A 20927-nucleotide genomic window follows, 5' to 3' on the forward strand; every position below is an offset into this window, starting at 1 on the left:
CCGAGGCCGCGCACCGACAGCAGCGGCGACTCGGCAGCGGTATGGGGCTCGGGCGTGGTCACAGCATCAGCTCCGATCGGCGGCGCGGATTGATCCGTTCCCGCCACACCCCGGCGAGCCCGGCGATGGCGAGGGTGGGGACGATCAGGAACAGTCCGGGGAAGAGCGTCGGCCACCAGTCACCCGCGAGCAGCGAACCGCGCGCCGTCTGCACGAGGTTGCCGAGGCTCGCCTGGTGGCTGGGCAGCCCGAGGCCGAGGAAGGAGAGCGCCGACTCGTGCCACATGGCGTGCGGCACCATGAGTACGGCCGCGAGCCCCGCCTGCGGCATTACGCCGGGCAGCAGATGGCGCACCGTGATCCGCCACCGTGACGAGCCACCGGACACGGCCGCGTCCACGTAGGGGCGCGAGCGCAGCGACAGGACCTCGGAGCGGACGATCCGGGCGGTGGAGAGCCAGTGCGTCAGCGCGACCGAGACGATCACCGGCCAGACGCCGGGCCGGAACATCGCGACGATGAAGATGCCGAGCAGCAGGTGCGGCACCGAGGAGAAGGTGTCGACGAGACGCATCACGACCCGGTCGGTCCAGCCGCCGAACGCCGCCGCCGCGGCGCCCACGGCCGTGCCGATGACGGTGGCCACGAGTGCGGCGACCAGTCCGACGAGGAGCGAGACGCGGAGCCCGTACACACAGCGCAGGAGCAGATCGCGGCCCACGTCGTCGGTGCCGAACGGGTGTGCCAGGGAGGGCGGTTGGAGCTTGAGCGAGAGATCGACGGCCTGCTCGTCGAGCTGGACGAGCGGCGGGACGACCAGGACGGCCAGTGCCACGGCGGTGACGATGACGGCCGACGTGACGGCGCGGACCCTGCGGGTCGAGCGGCGGCTGCGTCCGCGCGAGCGCCACGGGGCGGTCGCCTCGTGGGCGGCGTGTGTGGTGTCAGCCATCGAAGCCCACCCTCGGGTCGGCGAGTCCGTACAGCAGGTCGGAGAACAGATTGCCGATGAGTACGGCCGCCGTGGCGAGGACGGTGAGCGCGGCCAGCAGCGGGAAGTCCACGGATGTCGCCGCCTCGACGGTGGCCGCCGCGATCCCCGGCCAGCTGAAGACCGTCTCGATGAGGAGCGCGCCGGTGATGAGTTCGGGGACGCGTGAGCCGATGAGGGTGAGCATCGGCAGCATCCCTGAGCGCCAGGCGTGACCGAGCAGGACGGTGCGCTCGCTCAGCCCCCGGGCGCGCGCACCGCGTACGGGGTCCTCCCCCAGCGCGTCGGCGACCCCTTGCCGTACGTAGAGGTAGAACCACGGCATCTGTGAGACGCCGAGGACGGCCGCGGGCAGCACCAGATGCGAGGCGACCTGGCCGAAGGTGACGATGTCGCTGCCCGAGTCGGTGAGCCCGCCGGCCGGCAGGACACCGAGCCGCAGGGCGAAGAACCAGATGGCGAGCAGCCCGAGCCAGAACGCGGGCGCGGCTTCCAGGGTGTAGGCGGCGGAGCTGACGCAGCGGTCGAGCGGGCCGCCGGGGCGCCGGGCCGCCGCCACACCGAGCGCCGTGCCGAGCAGGATCGCGAGGACGAAGGCGGTGGTGGCCAGGAGCACGGACCAGCCGAGGCGTTCGGTTATGACGTCGGCGACCGGCCGGCGCATCACGCTGGAGTCGCCGAGATCGCCGGTGGCGGCCGACGTCAGCCACTCCCACCATCGCGGGACGAGGGGCTGGTCGACGCCGAGGTTGGCGCGCAGCTGGTCAAGGGTCTCCTGGGAGGCGGTGAGGCCGGCGGTACCGGCGTGCGCCTTGACGGGATCGAACGGTGAGGCGGCGGCGACGGCGAAGACGCCGAAGGTGACGACCAGCAGGACGGGGGCGGCCAACAGCAGCCGCCGCCCCGTCATGCGTGCCATCGCCCCCCACGGGAGGCGGCGGCTCACGACGTACGGGCCCACTGCTCGACGTTCCACCAGGGGCCGGACGCGAGTCCGTGGTCGTGCGGTTCGACCTGGGTGGTGAGCGTGCCCCAGGTGTCGTTCATGACGTAGATGTGGTCGATGTGGGTGAGGAAGGTGTAGCCGGGGTCCTTCGCGAGTTCGCGCTGGACGGTGTCGTACGCGGCCTTGCGGGCGGCCTTCTCCCCGCTCTCGCGACCGGTGTCGAGGGCCTTGTCGACGGCCGGATTGTCGTACCAGGCCATGTTGTTGAAGCCGTCCCCGGCGAGACCTGAGTTGAGGAGGCTGAACTGGTCGAAGTCCGGGTCACCGGGGGCCCCGCCGCCCGCCAGGACGGCGTCGGTCTTCATCCGGGGCTCGATGACCTCCCACGTACCGGCCTGGGTCTTGATGTCGATGCCGGCCTTCTTGGCGTCGGAGGCGTAGGCGAGTGCGTGGTCCTGGCGGAGCTTGTCGCCGGTCAGATACCAGAGCGGGAAGCTCGCGCGTACGCCGTCCTTGGTACGGATGCCGTCCTCGCCGGCCTTCCAGCCAGCCTCGTCGAGGATCCGCTCGGCCTTGGCGAGGTCGTGCGGGCGCTCGGTGCCCTTGGTGAACCACTCGCTGTCGGTGGGCACGGGGCCGTAGGCGGCGCGGCCCGCGCCGTCGAGGATCTTGTCGACCATGGTGTCCCGGTCGACTGCGACGTCGAGCGCGCGGCGTACGGCGGTGTCGCCCGTGACCTTGTTGTGGGTCGGGAGGGTGACGGTGCGGTAGTCGTACGTCGTGGCGGCGTAGGTCTTCTTGCCCTTGTCGTTCTTGAAGCCCTTGGCGAGGTTGGGCGGCAGGATCGCGCCGTCGAGGTCCCCGGCGCGCAGCCGGGTGGCGCGTACGTCGTCGTCCTTGATGATCGCCATGGTGAACTGCTTCACCCCGGGCTCGCCGCCCCAGTACTCGGGGTTGGCCCTGAAGCTGATCTTCTCGCCCTTGGACCAGTTGGTGAGGAGGTAGGGTCCCGTGCCGACGGGCTTGTTGGTGAACGGCCCGGAGTTGACGTCCTGCCTGCCCGCCAGGTGCTCCGGCGCGATGGGGAGCACGGTCCGCTGGGCGAAGGGCGCGTAGGGGTACTTGAGGGTGAAGACGACGGTGCTCTCACCCTCGGCCGTGACGTCCTCGATGGCCGCCAGCTCGGTCTTGGACGGGTTGTTGGTCCTGGCGTCCAGGATGGTGCGGTAGGTGAAGACGACGTCCGCCGCGCTGAAGGGCTTGCCGTCGCTGAACTTCACGTCGTCACGCAGCCGGTAGGTGTACGTCATCCCGTCCTCGGCGACCTCGGGAAGCGCGGAGGCGAGGGCGGGCTTCAGATTCATGTCCCGGTCGACGGTGAGAAGCCCGTCGAAGAGCTTGGAGTTGCCGTCCTTGCCGTAGCCGAGCAGCGGGCTGAGACTGTCCGGCTCATAGGCGATCCCGACAACGGCGGACTCCTGATCCCCACCGCCGTCACCGGAGCCGCTGTCCGGGTTCGAGCAGGCCACGGCGGCAAAGGCGAGCGAACCGGCCAGCGTCGCCGCGGCCGTGCCACGTATCGAACGGGCGGTCATGGATTCCACACCCCTACTGAAGATCAAACGTTATTGCGAATGGCTCGCAATTAAACAGTACGCAAAGGGGTGCTTGTCCAGGTGGTATGCCGGCCGCCCGACGGCCGGGGCTACCGCAGCGGCGCTCCCGGCGCCGGCAGACCCGTCAGCGTCGCGAGGCTGTCGTGGTGGGATCCGGTCGAACCCAGGGCGATCTCATCCGACTTGGCCCTCTTCAGATACAGATGCGCGGGATGCTCCCAGGTCATGCCGATGCCGCCGTGGAGCTGGACGCACTCCTCGGCCGCGTGGACGGCGGCCGGGCCGCAGTACGCCTGGGCGACCGCCACGGCGAGCGGCGTGTCGGGGCTGTCGGTGGCAAGCGCGTCGGCGGCGTTGCGGGCGGCGGCGCGGGCCGATGCGACCTCCAGCCACAGCTGCGCCATGCGGTGCTTGAGCGCCTGGAACGAGCCGATGGGGCGGTTGAACTGGTGCCGTTCGCGGGTGTGCCGGACAGTCTGTGCCAAGCACCATTCGGCGAGCCCGAGTTGTTCGGACGCGAGCAGCCCCGCGCCCGTGAGCAGTCCGCGGCGTACGGCGGACTCCGCCGCTGCCGCGTCGGCGATCCGGGTTCCGGCGGCGAGGGCTGCCGCGTCCACGGTGACGGTGGAGAGCGGGCGCGTGACGTCGAGCGGGGTCCGCGCCCGGACGGTGACTCCCGGCGTCGCCGTCTCGACCGCGTACAGCCCGTCGGGGCCGAGGACGAGCAGGACCTCGGCGACGGCGGCGTCGGCCACGGCCCTGATCTCGCTGCCCGGCGCCGAGTTGGGGAGCGGGGCGCCCGGACCGGTGGAGAGCGGGACGGCGAGCACGGCGACCGTACGGCCTTCGGCGAGAGCGCGCAGCAGTTGCTCCCCGTCCGTGCCGCAGGCGAGCAGCGTCTGCGTCGCGATCACCGAACTGGTCAGATACGGCGCGGGCGTGACCGCGCGGCCCAGCTCCTCCAGCACCACCGCGGCCTCGCGGTGGCTCGCGCCCTGGCCGCCGAGCGCTTCCGGCACAAGCAGCCCGGCCGCCCCGATGCCGGAGGTGAGCGACGTCCAGAGCGCGGTGTCGTACGGGGCGCCCGACTCGGCGCGGGCGAGCGCGGCGGGGACATCGCCGCGGTCGGTGAGCAGAGACCGTACGGCGGCGCGCAGATCGTCCTCCGCCTCGGAGTACAGCAGGTCGGGCGCGGCGTCCCTGGTGCTCATCGGGTGAGGTCCTTCCATGCGACGTCCTTGTCGTCGCGCGGCTCGGCGGGCAGGCCGAGGACACGTTCGGCGACGATGTTGAGCAGTACCTCGCTCGTACCGCCCTCGATGGAGTTGCCCTTCGAGCGCAGATAGCGGTAGCCGGCCTCGCGGCCGGTGAAGTCGACCAGCTCCGGGCGCCGCATCGTCCAGTCGTCGTACAACAGGCCCTCGTCGCCGAGCAGTTCGACTTCGAGTCCGCTGATCTCCTGGTTCAGACGGGCGAACGACAGCTTCAGGCCCGAGCCTTCGGGTCCCGGCCTGCCCACGGCCAGCTGCTGGCGCAGCCGTTCGCCGGTCAGCCGTGCCACTTCGGCGTCCACCCAGAGCGTGAGGAGACGCCGGTGCAGATCGTGGGTGCGCAGTTCGGGGCGGTCGCGCCAGGTCCGGGAGACCGCGCCGATCATGCCGCCCTCGCGCGGGAGACGTGAGCCGCCGATCGAGACGCGTTCGTTCATGAGGGTGGTCCGGGCGACCTGCCAGCCCTCGCCGACCGCGCCGAGGCGGTGGGCGTCGGGGATCCGGACGTCGGTGAGGAAGACCTCGTTGAACTCCGCCTCGCCGGTTATCTGGCGCAGCGGCCGGACGTCGACGCCGGGGTCGGTGAGGTCGCAGATGAAGTAGCTGATGCCCTGGTGCTTGGGCAGGTCCGGGTCGGTGCGGGCGATGAGGATGGCCCAGCGCGCGAGATGGGCGCTGGAGGTCCACACCTTCTGCCCGTTGACGATCCATTCGCCGGTGTCGTCGTCCCGTACGGCGCGGGTCGCGAGCGCGGCGAGGTCGGAGCCGGCGCCGGGCTCGCTGAACAGCTGGCACCAGACTTCCTCGCCGACCCACAGGGGCCGTAGAAAACGGCGCTTCTGTTCGTCGGTGCCGAAGGTGAGGATGGTGGGCGCGGCCATGCCGAGGCCGATGCCGATACGGCGCGGGTCGTTGTCGGGGGCGCCGGCGGCGGCCAGTTCGGCGTCGACGACCGACTGGAGGGAGCGCGGGGCGTCGAGTCCGCCGAGACCGGCCGGGAAGTGCACCCAGGCGAGTCCGGCGTCGAAGCGGGCCTTCAGGAAGTCGGCGGGTGGCGTGTCCGTCGGCGGGTGCGCGACGAGCAAGTCCTCGGTACGGCGGCGCAGTTCGGCCGCGTCCACGGCGTTCACCGGGTGCTCGCACCCGCTGCCGGGGCGGGGATCACGACCAGACGGCCGGTGGTGGTGCCGTCGGCCACCCGCTGGACGGCGGACGCGGCGTCCGCCATCGCAACCCGCTCGCTGATGAGCGGCTTGACGACGCCTTTGGCGGCGAGTTCCGTCAGCTCCTGGTGGCAGCGGAGGATCGAGGCCGGGTCCTTCTGGGCGTACAGGCCCCAGTGCAGACCCACGATCGAGTAGTTCTTCACGAGCGCGTGGTTGAGGGCGGGGGCCGGGATGGTGCCGCTCGCGAAGCCGATGACGAGGATCCGGCCCTCGAAGGCGACGCACTTGGCGGACTTGGCGTAGGCGTCGCCGCCGACCGGGTCGTAGACGACGTCCGCGCCTCGCCCGCCGGTGAGGTCCTTCACGGCGGCGACTATGTCGTCGGTGCGCCGGTCGATGACGTGGTCGCAGCCCAACTCCCGTGCCACGCGCACCTTGTCGGGGCCTCCGGCGACGCCGATGACGGTGGCGCCCGCGGCCTTGCCGAGCTGGACGGCCGCGCTGCCGACGCCTCCGGCGGCGGCGTGCACGAGCAGCGTCTCGCCCGCCTGGAGGTGCGCCCTGCGGTGCAGTGCGAACCAGCCCGTCTGGTAGCCGATGTGGAGGGCCGCCGCCTCGGCGTCGTCGAGTGCGTCGGGCGCGGGGAGCACCGCGGCCTCGTCGGCGACGACGCACTCCGCGAGTCCGCCGTCGGGCAGGGCGGGGGTCGCGATGACGCGCCGCCCGTCCTCGGTCGCGCCGCAGATCTCGACGCCGGGCGTGAAGGGCAGTGGCGGGCGGATCTGGTACTGGCCCCGGCAGAGCAGCGCGTCGGGGAAGTTGATGTCGGCCGCGAGGACCTTCAGCAGGAGCTGACCGTCCCCCGGCACCGGCCGTTCCACCTCGTCCAGCCGCATCACCTCGCTCGGCTCGCCGTTCCGGTGGACTCGCCATGCCTGCATTCGGGGGCCTCCACAGATGAGGGTGGGTACGCGCTCCCTCGGATACTAAGCGGTCGCTTGCCCGCTGGGAACAGGCCGGTCGACGCCGTCACGCGCGACGGCGAGCACCGCCATGTCGTCGGTGCGGCCACCCTTCGTCCAGCGGCCGACCGACGAGAACAGGGCGTCGATCAGCCGCTCCGGATCGCCGTCCGGGACCGGGCCCAGCTCTTGGCGTGGGTCGTAGAAGGTCCCGGCCCCGTTCCGCGACTCCGTCACTCCGTCCGTGACGCACAGCAGGGTGGCGCCGGTGGGGAAGTCGTACGAGCGCAGGTCGCCCATGCCGGGCGCGAGGTTCCACATGCCCAGCGGCGGCATCGCCTGGCCGGTGTCCAACTCGCGGACCTCGCCGTTCCGTACGAGATAGGGGGCGGGATGTCCGCAGCTCAGCAGCCGGAGGCTGGCGCCGCGCCGGTCGATCTCGATCAGGAGCGCGGTGGCGAAGGCCTCGGCGGCGTCGACACCGAACGGGTCGGCGTACCGCTCGGCGGACCGGGCCACGGCGCGGTCGAGCCGTTCCGCGAGCCCCACCAGATCGGCCTCGGACTCCGCGCGCTCACGGAACGCCCCGACGATGACGGAGACGGCGGAGACCGCGCCGAGACCCTTGCCGCGCACGTCGGCGATGAGCACCCGGAGGCCGAAGGGCGTCTCCTCCACGGCGTAGAGGTCGCCGCCGATCCGGGCGACGGCGTTCGCCGCCTCGTAGCGGCAGGCGACGGTCATCGGGCCGATGATCCTGGGCAACGGCGGCAGCACGGCCCGCTGTAGCTGCTCGGCGGTGGATCTGACCACGGAGAACTTCGCGCTCTGGCTGTCGAGCAGGCGGCGGACGGCCAGCGCGAGAGCCGAGGCGACCACGATCTCCGCGACCTGCACGGCCGCGGAAGCGTAGCCGTGATGGGCCTGGTACGCGGAGATGCCGGTGAGCCCGAGGCCGACGCCCACGATCAGCAGGGTGTAGCGGAACGTGCCGCTGATGGCCGCCGCCATGCCGGCGACGGCGATGAGAGCGGCACCGCTGACGATCTTGGGGGTCACCAGTTCCAGGCCGACGGAACCGATGAGCAGCGCCGGGGGCAACCAGGGGTACTGCTGGAGGCGGGAATGCCCCTCGTCCATGTCAGCGGTCCTTCTCTGCCGAGCCCGTCACTCCGTTCAGCCACCCACCACATCACGGGAACAACGAGTTCACCGTGCTACGAAACCACTCAAAAGGCAGAGAAATACAGAGAAAGGGGTACTCGATCACCGGGCCCCGTCAGCGGCCGAAGACCTCGAAGGCCACCGCCGGCCGGCCGCCGAAGCGCGGGGCGGTCCTCTGCGCGTTGGCCGTGAGGAACGTACGGCAGTACGCCTCGGGGTCCTCGTCCGTAAGTACCTCGATGTAACTGCGGTGTTCGAGCAGCGACCGCACGGAGCGTTCCAGTCCGGCCGTCGCGTCGACGGCGTGCGTCGGGGTGACGGAGCCCGCGACCGCCACCCAGCGCACGCCGTCCCACGGCTGGAGCCCCCGCTCCGTCAGTTCGGGGAAGATCCACCGGTTCCCGGCGTCGCCGGCGGCGTCGAGCGTGGCGCGCCCGACGGCGCGGTGGTCCGGGGTGTTCCAGGCGGTGCCGCCCCAGGTGTCGCGGTGGTTGAGGGTGATGACCAGCTCGGGGCGGTAGCGGCGGATCGCCGCGGCGATGTCGCGGCGCAGCGCCGTGCCTTCCTCGATCACGCCGTCCTGGTGGTCCAGGAAGACCACCTCGGACACACCCACGACGGCGGCGCTCGCCCGCTGTTCCCGCTCGCGCAGCGGGGCGGCGGTGGCGGGGTCGGTCGTGTCGATCCCGGCCTCGCCCCGGCTGGCGAGCAGATAGGTGATCTCCCGGCCCTCGTCGGTCCAGCCGGCGACGGCCGCCGAGCAGCCGTACTCCAGGTCGTCGGGGTGAGCGACCACTGCCAGGGCGCGCTGCCAGTCGGCGGGCATGGGGGCGAGCTGTTCGGTCGGTTCACTCATGCCCGCAGGTTAGGCCCTGTCCGGCGCGTCACCGCTCGCCGCGCGCCAGACCGAGCAGCCGGTCGAGCACCCGTGGGCCGGAGGCCCGGACGCCGTCGTGCTCGTACTCGTCGGTGACCCAGGTGCGCAGGCCCCGGATGGAGCGCGCCGTCTCCAGCGAGTGGCCGGTGTCGACGTACATGTCGTCGTGGTAGACGGCGGCGGCGACCGGGACCTCGTTGGCGGCCAGCCGGGCCGGGTCGTACAGCGCGGGCCAGTCCGTGCGCGCGGCCAGCAGTTCGGCGGTCTCGCGCAGCGGGCGCAGCGCGGGGTCGGCGGTGAAGTGCCAGGGGTGGATCGTCTCGCCGGTGAACAGCAGCGGGGTGTCCCCGGCCAGTGTCCGCTCCGCGTCGAACTGCGGGAATTCCGCACGTACGCGCTCGGCCGACCAGGCGGTGGGGCGGGTGTCCTGGGCGCAGATCGACTCGTGGACGAGCGCGTACAACGGATGCCCGGCGAACGAGAGCTGGGCGGCGACACTCTCCTGGAAGGTGTCGGACAGTTCGTGGCCGGCGGGGGTGTGTACGAAGGCGTTCTCCAGCAGGTAGTGCAGTTGGTGGGTTCCGTCGCCGCCGCCGAGGAGGATGCCGAGGGACTGGAACGCCTCGGGCGTGAGGGTGTAGCCGTTCGGCAGGACGGGGCGGTGCTCGGCGATGTGCTCGACGATACGGCGGGCCCGTTCGACGTCCTGCGGGTAGCGGGCGTAGTGCGCGGCGACCTTGCGTTCGACGCGCGGATAGGCGGCGCGGTAGATGTCGTCGGGCCCGGCGTCGAGCGAGGGCAGCCCGCCGGTGATCAGTACGGTGCTCAGGCCCTCGGGCGCGGCGGAGAGATAGCGGACGGCACAGAAGCCGCCGAAGCTCTGGCCGAGCACGGTCCACGGGGCGCCGCCCGTCAGCTGCGGGCGGATCGCCTCGCAGTCGCGCACGATGTTGTCGGACCTGAACAGGGCGAGATGGTCCGCCTGTTGCCGTGCGTCGCCGAGCAGCGGGAGGGTCTGGCGGTTGAGGGGGGTGGAGGCCCCGGTGCCGCGCTGGTCGAGGAGGAGTACCCGGAACTCTTCGAGGGCGCGGCCGATCCAGGCCTGGCGGCCGATGAAACGTCGGGCGCCGAAGCCTGGGCCGCCTTCCAGATAGACGAGCCAGGGAAGGTCGGCGTCCACCTTCGAGGGGGCGACGGCCTCGCGGCCGTACAGCTCGATCCGCTCCCCCGAGGGGTTCGCGTGGTCGAGCGGGACCGAGAAGCGGTGATCGGTGAGGACGACGCCGGACTGGCGGTAGCTGGTCAAAGGGGACTCCTGGTTCGGTGCGGGTGCTGCGTGCCTGTGCGGGTGCCGCGTGACTCTGCGGGTGCTGCGTGCCTGTGCCGATGTCTGCTCGCCTGCCGGGCAAGGCCGTTCGGCCGCCGCCCGTGTGCGTGGGTGACCGCCCCCTCCTAGCGTGGGTTCATGATCCGGTTCGAGCAGGTCAGCAAGGTCTACCCCGACGGTACGACGGCCGTCGACGGCCTGTCCTTCGAGGTACGTGAAGGGGAGCTGGTCACCCTGGTCGGACCGTCCGGCTGCGGCAAGACGACCACGATGATGATGGTGAACCGGCTGATCGAGCCGACGTCGGGCCGTGTCTTCGTCGACGGCCAGGACGTCTCCGGTGTCGACCCGGTGAAGCTGCGCCGCCGGATCGGCTATGTCATCCAGCAGGTGGGGCTGTTCCCGCACCGTACGGTCCTCGACAACACGGCCACGGTCCCGGCGCTGATCGGCTGGAAGAAGTCGAAGGCACGCGAGCGGGCGGCGGAGCTGCTGGATCTGGTGGGGCTCGACCCGGCGGTGTACGGGCCGCGCCATCCGGCCCAGTTGTCGGGCGGGCAGCGCCAACGGGTTGGCGTGGCACGGGCGTTGGCCGCCGATCCGCCGGTGCTGCTGATGGACGAGCCGTTCGGCGCGGTCGACCCGGTGACGCGTGAACGGCTTCAGAACGAGTTCCTGAACCTCCAGGCGACCGTGCGCAAGACGGTGTTGATGGTGACGCACGACATCGAGGAGGCGGTGCGGATGGGCGACCGTATCGCGGTGTACGGGCGGGGGCGCATCGAGCAGTTCGACAGTCCGGGGGCGGTGCTCGGGACGCCGGCCACGCCGTACGTCGCGGAATTCGTGGGCGCCGACCGGGGGTTGAAGCGGTTATCGGTCACCACGATCGAGCAGGCCGACCTGGAGCAGCCGCCGGTGGCCCGGCTCGACGAGCCGGCCGCGGGCGCGGCGGAGCGGCTGCGCGAGGAGGGCGCGAGGTGGGCGGTGGTGCTGAACGGCGGGGGTGAGCTGCACGGTTGGGTGTCGGCGGGCGCGCTGGAGAACGCGGCCGGACTGGAGAACGCCGAGGGGCGGGGCACGGTGGGTGACATGGCGCGGCGGATGGAGGCGTGGGTGCCGGTCGGGGCGCCGCTGAAGCAGGCGTTCAGCGAGATGCTTCAGCACGACGCGGGGTGGGTGGCGGTGGTGGACGGGTCGCGGTTCGCCGGCGTGCTGACCCCGGCGAAGCTGCACGAGGCGCTGCGGCGGTCGGTGGACGCGGACGCGCACGGGATCCCGCGCGGCGAGGTCGAGTTCGACTCGGTGGCGGACGCGTAGCGGATATCCGCCGTCCAGGGCCTGGTGCCGGACGGGCCGGGAGCGCGGCCCGTCCGGCTGTCCACGGGTCAGCCGCGGGCGACCGCGATCGAGCCCTTGAGCCGTTCGCCCGCTTCGTAGACCATGTACGGCACACCGCGGTCGGTCCCGAAGCTCGGCGCGGCGCTGCGCCCGTTGTCGGGAGCGGTGTTGGCGGAGTCGTAGAACACGCCGAGGTGGTTGCGGCGGCTGAAGTCGTTGCCGACTTCGGTGATCAGCAGATTGCCGCCGTTCTCCTTGCTGTTGTTGTAGACGACGTACGTGCTGCCGTTACGGCTCAGCAGGTGCGGGCCGCCGACGTTGTTCGCGCCGACGTCGGAGTGGCGGACGAGCGGCGTCTGGTCGAACGTCCAGTTGCGGCCGTCCTTTGACCAACCCCAGGCGATGTCACGGTGGTTGGACTGGTTGTTGAGCATGAAGAGCATCACGTAGCGCGCGCCGCGCGAGGGCAGGTCGTGCCGGAAGACGCGGGCGTACGACGTCTCGTTGGTGCCGGTCGGCATCATCGATGTGGTGAGCACCACCTTGTCGTACGTGAAGTTGATGCCGTTCTTGGAACGGGCCAGGCGGGTCGTGCCGTTCTCGCCGTGGAAGTAGAGCCACAGCTCCTTGACGTCCTCGTTCCACATGACGTGCGGCGAGGAGACGTGGCTGACGTTGTAGTGCGGCTGCCAGTTGTTGGAGACGATCGGGTTCGCGGGGTACTCGGTGAACGGGCCCTCCAGCGAGTTGCCGTAGGCCAGGCAGATCCCGCCGGGCGCGTCGTGCGGGGCGTAGTAGAGGTAGTAGCGGCCCAGCGGGTTGGCCAGCCTGTCGTAGACGCCCCGAATGCACGGGAAGATGATCTCGCCGGTGGGGTTGTACTTGAGCTGAGAGGGCGTCAGGAGCGTCTTGAGGTAGCGGTAGTCGGGGAATCCACCGGGCGCCGCGGTCGCACCGGGCGCCGCAGCCGTGCCGGGTGCGGCGGCGGGGGCCGCGCTCGCGCCGCCCGCCGTCGCGCCGGTGGCGATCACGCCGGAGGTCACGGCCGCGGTGGCTGCCGCCGCCCGCAGGAATATCCGCCGGCTCGGCTGCGGCTGCGCCTGGTCATGCGTGTCGTGCTGTGTCATGTCGTTCTCCGTCCAGGGGAGTTGAGAGATCACAGATAACTGGCGGCGGTGACGCAGAATCCGCCGAGGGCGACGGCCCAGACGTACGGCAGGGTCCGCAGCATCACCTGCTGCGGTGTGACCCCCGCGTACTGCGCGCTCCACACGGTCTGGGTGCTCGTCGGGTCCGACACACCGAAGACCTGGTTGTACGAGGTGGCGAGACCCAGCACCGCGACGGGCGGGTAGATGCCGGCGGCGATGAGGACACCGGCGATTCCCGCGCCGAGGCCGAAGACGTTCAGCGGCCCCCGGTAGAGGCAGAGCGGCACGAGCAGCGTGAAGACCACCACGAACAGCACCGGGTTCTGCGGGCTGACCGCCTTGATCAGCGGCTCCAGCGCCTCCACGGCGCCCGGCAGCTTCACCGCGGCGAGCAGGATGCCGATGGCGATGAACAGCACGATCGGTGCCGCCGCGATCTCGAAGCCGCCGTACAGGGTGCGCAGCAGGCGCTTGTTCATCTCGCCCGGCCGGGTGGTGGTGAACAGCGCGTACAGGACTCCGGCCAGCATCGACGGCAGGATCGCGATGTCGAAGCCGAGGGCGAGGATCAGCGGTACGAGCGGCGTGAGAAGCGCGTACCAAGGGGCGTCGCCGAGCTGCTTACGGCGCGAAGCGGGCTTCGCGGACGCGGACGCGGACTTGAGCGACCACGCGTGCTCGACGCCGCGCCGCCGGGTCTCGACGAGGACGAAGAGGACGGCGGCGGCCAGCGCGAACGGGAACAGCTTGATCATGAAGCCGCGCACGGTGTCGACGGGCAGTTCGAGCGCGGTGGAGAAGAACTGCCAGATGGGCAGCTCGAAGGGCATACCGGCGGCGATGCCCATCAGGATGGTGCCGGCCGCGGTGACCTTGGGGATACCGACGGCGATCATGGCGGGGATGCCGATGATGCCGGCGAGCATCGCGGCGGGCGCCGAGCCCGTGACCGTACCGACGAGGGTCGAGACGGCGAGGACACCGAGGGCGACCACGACCGGCCTGTCGCCGCCGAATTCGACGATCTTGCGGACGAGCGTGCCCGCGATACCGGTCTCGTCGAGGAGCTTGCCGAGCCAGGAGCCCAGCAGGATCGCGATCATCGTGGCGGCGAGGGCCGGTGCGCCCTCCTGGATGACCGTGTCCAGGACGCTGTTCTCGCCGGTCAGCGGGGCACCCGCGAGGAAGGCGATGGCGACGGCCAGGATGACGAGGGCGAAGGCGGTGGGGAGTCTGCGGGTGAGCATCGCGGCGACTCCGGCCGCCATGACGAGAAGGATGACGACGCCCATGGCGTTACTTCTTTCTTCCGTGCGAGGAGCCTTGCCGCGCGTCGGCGGCCGTGGCCAGGGCGGCCGTCAGCAGGAGCGGGCTTCGGCCGAGACCGCAGACGGTGCGGGCGTAGGCATGGGCGGCTATCTCGTCGGCGCCCGCGACATGGCCGTACAGACGGTGGCGTCCCGCGCGCAGTACGACATGGCCGAGGGACCGCTTCAGCGCCGCCTTGGCCGGGCCGTGGTGGAGCTGTTCGTGCACGGCCTCATGGGCGATCGCCGCGGCCCTCACCGACCCGGCCGGATACCAGTGGCGCCAGCCGAGCCGGTCTATCAACTCCTCGGCGAGGGCCAGTGTGTCGGTGAACAGCTCGACGGTCGGCACGGGCCGCGAGGTGTAGCGGGCCAGGAGGCCCTTCGTCAGACCGTCGCCGCTCTCCACGACGCGCGCCGTGCACGCGACGGGGGTGAGTGCGGCGCCGAACTCGTCGGCGGCACGCGCCCATTGGCGCAGCCGGGCCGGGTCGCGGCTCTCGTGCGTGGGGGTGTTCGTGAGCAGCCGTACGCCGAACTCGATGTCCTCGGTCGCTTCGAGTGCTTCGATCGCCTCACGCGCGGTGCGGTCGAGCAGGGCGGCCTTCATGAGCGCACCTCCAGGACGGCGACGACCGGTTCGTCGGCGGCGCGTGCGCGCAGTTCGCTGCGCGCGAGCGCGAGCAGCGGCTGCGGGTCGAGTACGCCGGAGAGGTCGGCGATCCGGGAGCCGAGGAGGAGCCGCAGGGCGGGGGCGCGGACGCCGCCGTCGCCGTACGACGTGGCTTCCTTCACCAGAGCGGCGAGCACTTCGGGCGCGCGCCCGACGGTGGTGGTCTCCACACGGGCGTCCGGCGCGTGGAGCCGTACGACCCCGTCGGCGTCCACGACGCGCACCGGATGGCGGTCGGCGCGGAACCGGTGGTGCACGTCGGTGCCGTACACGGTGTGCGCGGGGGTGCCCGCGAGCACGCGCACCGACGCCGGGTCGGCCTTGAGACTGTCGGCGGCGGCGCGCAGCCGGTCGGCGTCGTCGGCGCGGTGGGCGCGGTCCTGCGTGCGGAGTTCGGTGGCGCCGGTCGCCACGGCCCGCACCGTACTGGTCTGCGGGTCGACGGTGACCTCCACCTCGACGCCGTCGGCCGCTGCGCCCTGGGCGACGACGGCGGCCTCCGCCTCGGCCCGTACGGCGAGGATCTGTTCCTGGCCGGCGCCGGGGATGATGCGCTCGACCTGCTCGCGGATGAGGGCAAGCGCGACACCGATGGGGCTGATGACCTCGTTGTGGCGGGCGATCCTGCCCTCCTGGCCCGAGACAGCCGCGAGGTGCGGGGTGACGGAGGCCGCGCCTCCGCCGCCACCGACGAGCACGGCGCTGTCCTTGTCGAGCCGGTAGTCGCGGATCATCGCGTCGACCACGGTCTTCACCTGGTCGGTGCCCGCGTCGAGAACACGCGCCGCCGCCGTGGCGACGTCCGTGCCGAGCGCGGCGGCCAGGGGCTCGATGGCGGCCTTGGCCACGGCCGGGTCGCAGTGCGCGAAGTCCCCTTCGGGGACCCGGCCCAGCGCGTTCGCGGCGCAGGTCATGGTGATCGCGAAGCGTCCGCCGGCGGCGTCGAGCACCGCGTAGTCGGCGGGGTCGTCGTCCATCGGCCGGACGGTGGATATCTTCGCGTCCCGCAGATCGTCCAGGGTCGCGAAGCAGGCGTACGGCAGCCCGGCGATGTGCGCGCTGCGCGGTCCCGCGCCGGTGACCTTCCCGCCGCCGACGCGGACCATGGAGCCACCGCCGACACCGACGGTCCTGACGTCGAGCGCGGACAGGTACGACGTCTTGCCGAGGATGGTGGCGTGCCGGACGGCGACCTTGCCCCGCCGTACGACGCTGATGTCGGTGGACGTACCGCCGGTCTCCAGGAACAGCCCCTCGCTGATGCGCTCCTGCATGAGCGCGCCGGCGACTCCGGCCGCCGGTCCCGACAGCACGGTCAGCAGCGGTCTGCGCCGCATCTCGTCCAGCGACATCACTCCCCCGTCGCAGCGCATCACCATCAGGGGCGCGCTCACGCCCGCCTTGGTGATCGAGGCGTCGACGAGGTCGGCGGTGGCGAGCATGCGCGGCAGGATCGCGGCGTTCACGACGGCGGTCCTGGTCCGCTTGTGGAGCCCGTACAGCGACGTGATCTCGTGCGCGGCGGTCGTCGGCAGACCGCGTTCCTTGGCCGCCGCGACGACCGTGTCCTCGCCCTCGGGGCGGTCGACGCTGAACGGCTGGCTGGCGACGACGACTTGGGCGCCGCCCTGGACGACAGCGTCGACGGCGGCGCGTACGGCGGGCGCGTCGTCCGGGTCGGCGACATGGGCGTAGGCGAGCGGAAGCCGCTTGCCGGGCGTGAGTTCGAGCTTCCTGAAGGCGGCGAGCCTGCGGGTGAACCCGGCGCTCGGACCGTCGCCGAGGCCGATCAGACCGACGGTGGCGACGTCGCCCTCCAGCAGGGCGTTGGTAGCCTGGGTGGTGCCGTGGGCCAGGAAGGCCACGTCCTCCGGGGCGTGTCCGGTCTGCTCCAGCAGCCGGTCGAGAGCTTCGACGATGCCGTGGGCGACGCCGTCCTCGTGGTGGTGGCTGGTGGGGACTTTCACCTGGCCCAGCAGTCGCAGGGTCGTGGCGTCGACCGCCACGGCGTCGGTGAAGGTTCCGCCCACGTCGATGCCGACGCGGATGCGGTGGGTGTTCATGGCTTGGGCACCTCCTTGTGCACAGTTGGCATGGCGCGGGCGGTAGGCCGGGCGGGGCAGGTGGAGCTGCTCCTGCCCGGCTGTCCGCCGCCGTTGGTTCTGTCGAGCGGTGTCAGTAGCCGCGTACGTCGGGCCAGTGGCGCTGCACTCCTTCGCGGTCGAGCAGCCGGGCGAATTGGTCGAACCGCTTGTCCTCGGCCTGGACCTGGTGCGGTTCGACGCCCTCGGCGACGCAGTGCGCGGCCAGTGCGCCCGCGACTTCGCCGATGTTCCATTCCACCGGGTGGAGCCGGTAGCAGCCGTTGGTGATGTGGGTGGTGCCGATGTTCTTCCCGGCGGGCAGCAGATTGCGGACGCGGCGCGGTACGAGCGCGCCGAGCGGGATCTCGAAGGGCACCGAGCCGATGTCGATGTAGTTGTCGCCGCCGGTGGAGGGGTGCAGGTCGATGCGGTAGTTGCCGACACCGACGGAGTCCCGGTAGCGGGTGCCGCCGTAGGGGCCGACGATGTCGATCGCGACGTCGTGCTCGGTGACGGTGGTGACGGCCTTGATACGGCGCGACTCGCGTACGTACGGCGCCTTGGCGAGTCCGTCGGCCGTACCGGTGACGTCGGGACGCAACCGCAGTCCGGGGAAGCCCTTGCCGCCGTCGGCGCGCGGTGCCTCGGTCTGGAGCCAGTACAGGACCGAGAGCGACAACTGCCGTGCCTCGGCGAGCGCGGCGGCCGACGTCTCCTCGCCGGCGCCGATCAGCGGCTTCAACCAGTAGTCGTTGAGCGGCCAGTTGACGAGGGTGATGTCGGAGTCGAACGCGCCGGGCCGGTGCAGCTTGCGCGCGAGGATCCGGCGGAAGCCGAACAGTTCCTTGTCGCCGGCGTCGGCGGACTGGTCGGCGGTGACGTCGAGCGGGTCGAGTTCCGGGTTGGGGACGAAGGTGCGCGGTACGGCCTCAAGGGTGCGCGGGTCGGGCGCGAGGAAACCGAGCAGCGGTCCGGGCCAGAAGTCCGGCTGGTAGGTGCGCCAGAAGTCGTAGTCGGCCGGCCGCTCGATGGTGTGGTCCTCGCCCTCGTGGTGGGAGAGCGCGAAACACACCGTGATGCCCTGCTGGTTGAGGGGCTGTGCCTCGTCGGGGGCGTGCGGCTCGTCGAACTCGTCGCGCGCCTCGGCTCCGATCGCGTGCTCGACCCCGGCGAGTTCGAGGAGTTCGCCGGTCTCGGTGGCGTCGATGATGTAACGGGCGCTGATGGTAAGGCGGTTGGCGGGGTCGTCGTCCCGCAGATCGGTGAGGGTGACGGACCGTACGGTGTCGTTGTCGCCCGTCTCGGCGGCGACCGGGCGGTGTTCGGTCAGGAGCGTGAGCCGGCCCGACGAGCGGTGCGGCGCGAGCATCGCCTCCATCACCGCGAGCGCGACGCGCGGTTCGTGGCAGAGCTTGCTGACGCGGCCGGCGCCGGGGTTGAGATCGGTGAGGGCCAGCGCCTCGGAGCGCAGCGGGTACCACCGGCGGTAGTGGTCCCTGATGGACTCGCGCAGGGTGCGGTACGAGGCGGTGGTGCCGAACTGCTCGACCCACGGGTGCTCGTCCGGCGGGACGGCCTGGGAGGTGAGCTGGCCGCCGATCCAGTCCGTCTCCTCGGTGAGGACGACGGTGCGTCCGGCCCGGCAGGCGGCGAGGGCGGCGGCGACGCCGCCGAGCCCGGAGCCCACGATGAGGATGTCGGGTGCGGATGTCACGGGTCTCCTTGAAGTGCTGTGCGTGCGTTGGCGCTTGATGCGGTGGACGGTGGGCGGTCGGTGTTGACCGGGTCAGTGGTGGACGGGTGGTGGCGCCGCTGTCGTGCCGGGCCGGAACGCGCAGGCCACCAGCGGTTCCGTGGCCTGCTCCCCCGCCACCAGCGCGGCGAGCATCCGCACGGCGGCGGCGCCCAACTGCGGCCGGGGGATGTCGAATCCGGTGGGTGTCGGTCCGTCCGACAGGTCCGGCGGCGGGCTGCCGAGCAGGGCGAGCGAGGCGTCGCGCGGGCAGTCGATGCCGACGAAGTGCGCGGCGCCGTGCAGCGCGCGCCAGGCGTCGCCGGTGTCGGTCTCCTCGGCGACGAACGCGGTGACGCCGTCGTCGAGCCAGCCGCGCAGCCGCTCGGCGGTGAGGTCGTGCTCCGGGTCGGCGGAGCGGAAGACGGCGGCCGGGCCGCCGGGCAGCCCGGCTTCCTCAAGGCCCTTGAGGAAGCCGTGTTCACGGTCGGTGGACGCGGGGGCGTCGTCGTCCTCCCGTACGAGCACGATCCGCCGGTGGCCGAGTCCGGCGAGATGTGCGACGACCTCCTTGCTGGCGCTGACGTAGTCGGCGCCGACCCAGGCCAGCCCCTCCAACTCGTCCCTGCGGCCGAGGTGGACCACGGGGAAGCCGTCGGCGACCAGGCGCAGCACTTCGTCGGCGGGTGCGTGGCGGCCGAGGAAGAGGCAGCCGTCGGCGAGCCGTACCCGGCCCAGCGCGTGCGGTCCGGCGGCCCCCGCGCCGCCCGTGCTGGAGCCGGTGAAGAGCACCAGGTCGTAGCCGCGTGCGGCGGCTTCCTGCTCGACGCCGACGAGGAACGGGTAGTACGAGTGCTGCACGTCGGTCGGGAAGGTGGACGTGAAGCTGAAGACGCCGAGCAGGTTGTTGCGCGCGGCGGCCAGCCGGCTGGCCGCCGGGTCGGGGACGTAGCCGAGGCTGCGTACCGCGTCGAGCACCTTGCGCCGGGTCTCCTCGGAGATCGTGGCGCCCTGTTTCCGGGCCCCGAGCACCAGCGAGACCGTGGCTTGCGAGACCCCGGCGAGCCTGGCGACCTCGGCCTGGCGCGGCCGTGACGTACGGCCCGTGGGTGCGGGGGTCCGGCCCGGCCGGGCCCGCTTCCTGGGTTCCTCCACCGTGTTCCTCCGGATCGTTAATGCGTATTAGTAATGCGCATTAGCCAGTACTGTGGACCTCCGGACGGCGACCGGTCAAGGGATCGGTCAAGACTTCTTCGGGCCTCTTCTGCGGGCGAGGACCGGACCGTACGGTGTGCTCGTCCGCCCCCGGAACCAGAGGTGATCCCGCACATGGCCCTGTTCGATCTGCCCCTTGACCAGCTACGGAACTATCGCAGCCGGTCCGTGGAACCGGCCGATTTCGACGAGTTCTGGACCACGACCCTCGCCGGGGCCCGCACCCACGATCTGGCCGCCCGCTTCGAGCCGGTCGCGACGGGACTGTCGACCGTGGAGGTGTACGACGTGACCTTCGCCGGTTTCGGCGGCCACCCGGTCAAGGGCTGGTTCGTCCTGCCGGCCGGGACGCGTGAACCACTGCCCTTGGTGGTGGAGTTCGTCGGATACGGCGGCGGGCGCGGGATGCCGCACGCCCGGCTGCTCTGGGCGTCGGCCGGGTTCGCGTACTTCGTGATGGACACGCGGGGGCAGGGCGCCGGGTGGGGCGGCGGCGACACCCCGGACCCGGTGGGCAGCGCGTCCGCGTTCCCCGGCTTTCTGACCCGGGGCATCGAGGACCCGCGGGAGTTCTACTACCGCCGGGTCTTCACCGACGCGGTCCGCGCGGTGGAGGCCGCCCGCTCGCATCCGCTCGCCGACGCCTCGCGCACGGCCGCGATAGGGCGCAGCCAGGGCGGCGGGATCACGCTGGCGGTGGCCGGGCTGGTGCCGGACCTGGTGGCGATAGCGCCCGACGTGCCGTTCCTCTGCGACTTCCCGAGGGCGACGACGCTCACCGACAGCCATCCGTACCGGGAGGTGGGCAAGTACCTCAACACCTACCGCCGCAGGGGCGAGTTGGTCCGGCGGACGCTCAGCTATTTCGACGGGGTGCACTTCGCGGCACGCGGCCGGGCCCCCGCGCTGTTCTCGGCGGCTCTGGAGGACCAGACCTGCCCGCCGTCGACGGTGTTCGCGGCGTTCAACGCCTATCCGCACGAGGACCGGTCGATCGAGGTGTACGAGTTCAACGGGCATGAGGGCGGCCAGGATTATCAGGAGGAGGCCCAACTGGGGTGGCTGCCGGGCCGTCTGACGGCATGACAACGGCTCACCTCGGTT

General features: G+C 71.6%; 17 protein-coding genes. 2 read left to right on the forward strand and 15 right to left on the reverse strand.

Annotation, left to right across the window (positions count from 1 at the left end; translation table 11 throughout):
* Window positions 1-58: 58 nt before the first annotated feature.
* From ACIBLA_RS27390 to ACIBLA_RS27430, 9 genes are all read right to left on the reverse strand, one after another.
* A complete protein-coding gene (locus ACIBLA_RS27390; RefSeq protein ID WP_363245755.1) occupies window positions 59-952 on the reverse strand; it encodes an ABC transporter permease in 894 nt (297 codons plus the stop codon).
* Window positions 945-1910: an ABC transporter permease gene (locus ACIBLA_RS27395; protein WP_399200170.1), complete on the reverse strand. Its 966-nt coding sequence runs from the start codon at window positions 1908-1910 to the stop codon at window positions 945-947. The genes ACIBLA_RS27390 and ACIBLA_RS27395 overlap by 8 nt, the downstream gene beginning before the upstream one ends.
* Window positions 1911-1933: 23 nt before the next feature.
* Entirely contained in the window at window positions 1934-3532 is a 1599-nt protein-coding gene (locus tag ACIBLA_RS27400) for an ABC transporter substrate-binding protein (protein ID WP_399200171.1), read from the reverse strand.
* A gap of 110 nt (window positions 3533-3642) precedes the next feature.
* A complete protein-coding gene (locus ACIBLA_RS27405; RefSeq protein WP_399200172.1) occupies window positions 3643-4764 on the reverse strand; it encodes an acyl-CoA dehydrogenase family protein in 1122 nt (373 codons plus the stop codon).
* A complete protein-coding gene (locus ACIBLA_RS27410; RefSeq protein ID WP_363245751.1) occupies window positions 4761-5954 on the reverse strand; it encodes an acyl-CoA dehydrogenase family protein in 1194 nt (397 codons plus the stop codon). Before ACIBLA_RS27410 ends, ACIBLA_RS27405 begins: the two co-directional genes overlap by 4 nt.
* Window positions 5951-6931, reverse strand: a complete 981-nt coding sequence (locus tag ACIBLA_RS27415; RefSeq protein ID WP_399200173.1) for an NADPH:quinone oxidoreductase family protein — start codon at window positions 6929-6931, stop codon at window positions 5951-5953. The genes ACIBLA_RS27410 and ACIBLA_RS27415 overlap by 4 nt, the downstream gene beginning before the upstream one ends.
* A gap of 45 nt (window positions 6932-6976) precedes the next feature.
* On the reverse strand, window positions 6977-8092 hold the full coding sequence (locus tag ACIBLA_RS27420; protein ID WP_363245749.1) for a PP2C family protein-serine/threonine phosphatase: 1116 nt from the start codon (window positions 8090-8092) through the stop codon (window positions 6977-6979).
* 139 nt (window positions 8093-8231) lie between these two features.
* Window positions 8232-8972: a PIG-L deacetylase family protein gene (locus tag ACIBLA_RS27425; protein ID WP_399200174.1), complete on the reverse strand. Its 741-nt coding sequence runs from the start codon at window positions 8970-8972 to the stop codon at window positions 8232-8234.
* A gap of 28 nt (window positions 8973-9000) precedes the next feature.
* Complete coding sequence (locus ACIBLA_RS27430; protein ID WP_363245747.1) at window positions 9001-10299, reverse strand: alpha/beta fold hydrolase; 1299 nt, start codon at window positions 10297-10299, stop codon at window positions 9001-9003.
* A gap of 159 nt (window positions 10300-10458) precedes the next feature.
* Here ACIBLA_RS27430 and ACIBLA_RS27435 point away from each other — a divergent pair, with 159 nt between their 5' ends.
* Window positions 10459-11640, forward strand: coding sequence for a betaine/proline/choline family ABC transporter ATP-binding protein (locus tag ACIBLA_RS27435; RefSeq protein WP_363245746.1), 1182 nt, complete (start codon window positions 10459-10461; stop codon window positions 11638-11640).
* Between the two features lie 68 nt (window positions 11641-11708).
* Here the strand turns inward: ACIBLA_RS27435 and ACIBLA_RS27440 are convergent, their stop codons facing one another.
* The 6 genes from ACIBLA_RS27440 to ACIBLA_RS27465 all read right to left on the reverse strand — a co-directional run bounded on the left by ACIBLA_RS27440 (window position 11709) and on the right by ACIBLA_RS27465 (window position 19763).
* Window positions 11709-12788, reverse strand: coding sequence for a hypothetical protein (locus ACIBLA_RS27440; RefSeq protein ID WP_363245745.1), 1080 nt, complete (start codon window positions 12786-12788; stop codon window positions 11709-11711).
* A gap of 29 nt (window positions 12789-12817) precedes the next feature.
* Complete coding sequence (locus ACIBLA_RS27445; protein WP_363245744.1) at window positions 12818-14104, reverse strand: TRAP transporter large permease subunit; 1287 nt, start codon at window positions 14102-14104, stop codon at window positions 12818-12820.
* Window positions 14105-14108: 4 nt separating this feature from the next.
* On the reverse strand, window positions 14109-14729 hold the full coding sequence (locus ACIBLA_RS27450; RefSeq protein WP_363245742.1) for a hypothetical protein: 621 nt from the start codon (window positions 14727-14729) through the stop codon (window positions 14109-14111).
* Window positions 14726-16855 (reverse strand): hydantoinase/oxoprolinase family protein, encoded by a 2130-nt coding sequence (locus tag ACIBLA_RS27455; protein WP_399200175.1) that lies wholly within the window; start codon window positions 16853-16855, stop codon window positions 14726-14728. The genes ACIBLA_RS27450 and ACIBLA_RS27455 overlap by 4 nt, the downstream gene beginning before the upstream one ends.
* A 112-nt stretch (window positions 16856-16967) precedes the next feature.
* Window positions 16968-18590, reverse strand: a complete 1623-nt coding sequence (locus ACIBLA_RS27460; protein WP_363245740.1) for an FAD-dependent oxidoreductase — start codon at window positions 18588-18590, stop codon at window positions 16968-16970.
* A 72-nt stretch (window positions 18591-18662) separates the two neighbouring features.
* A complete protein-coding gene (locus ACIBLA_RS27465) occupies window positions 18663-19763 on the reverse strand; it encodes a LacI family DNA-binding transcriptional regulator (RefSeq protein WP_363245739.1) in 1101 nt (366 codons plus the stop codon).
* A 174-nt stretch (window positions 19764-19937) separates the two neighbouring features.
* Between ACIBLA_RS27465 and ACIBLA_RS27470 the strand changes: the two genes are divergently transcribed.
* Window positions 19938-20909 carry an acetylxylan esterase gene (locus ACIBLA_RS27470; RefSeq protein WP_363245737.1) on the forward strand — a complete coding sequence of 324 codons (972 nt, stop codon included), beginning with the start codon at window positions 19938-19940 and terminating at the stop codon, window positions 20907-20909.
* Window positions 20910-20927: the final 18 nt, after the last annotated feature.

The sequence above is a fragment of the Streptomyces sp. NPDC050433 genome (genome assembly GCF_044458565.1).
Classification (GTDB): Bacteria; Actinomycetota; Actinomycetes; order Streptomycetales; family Streptomycetaceae; genus Streptomyces.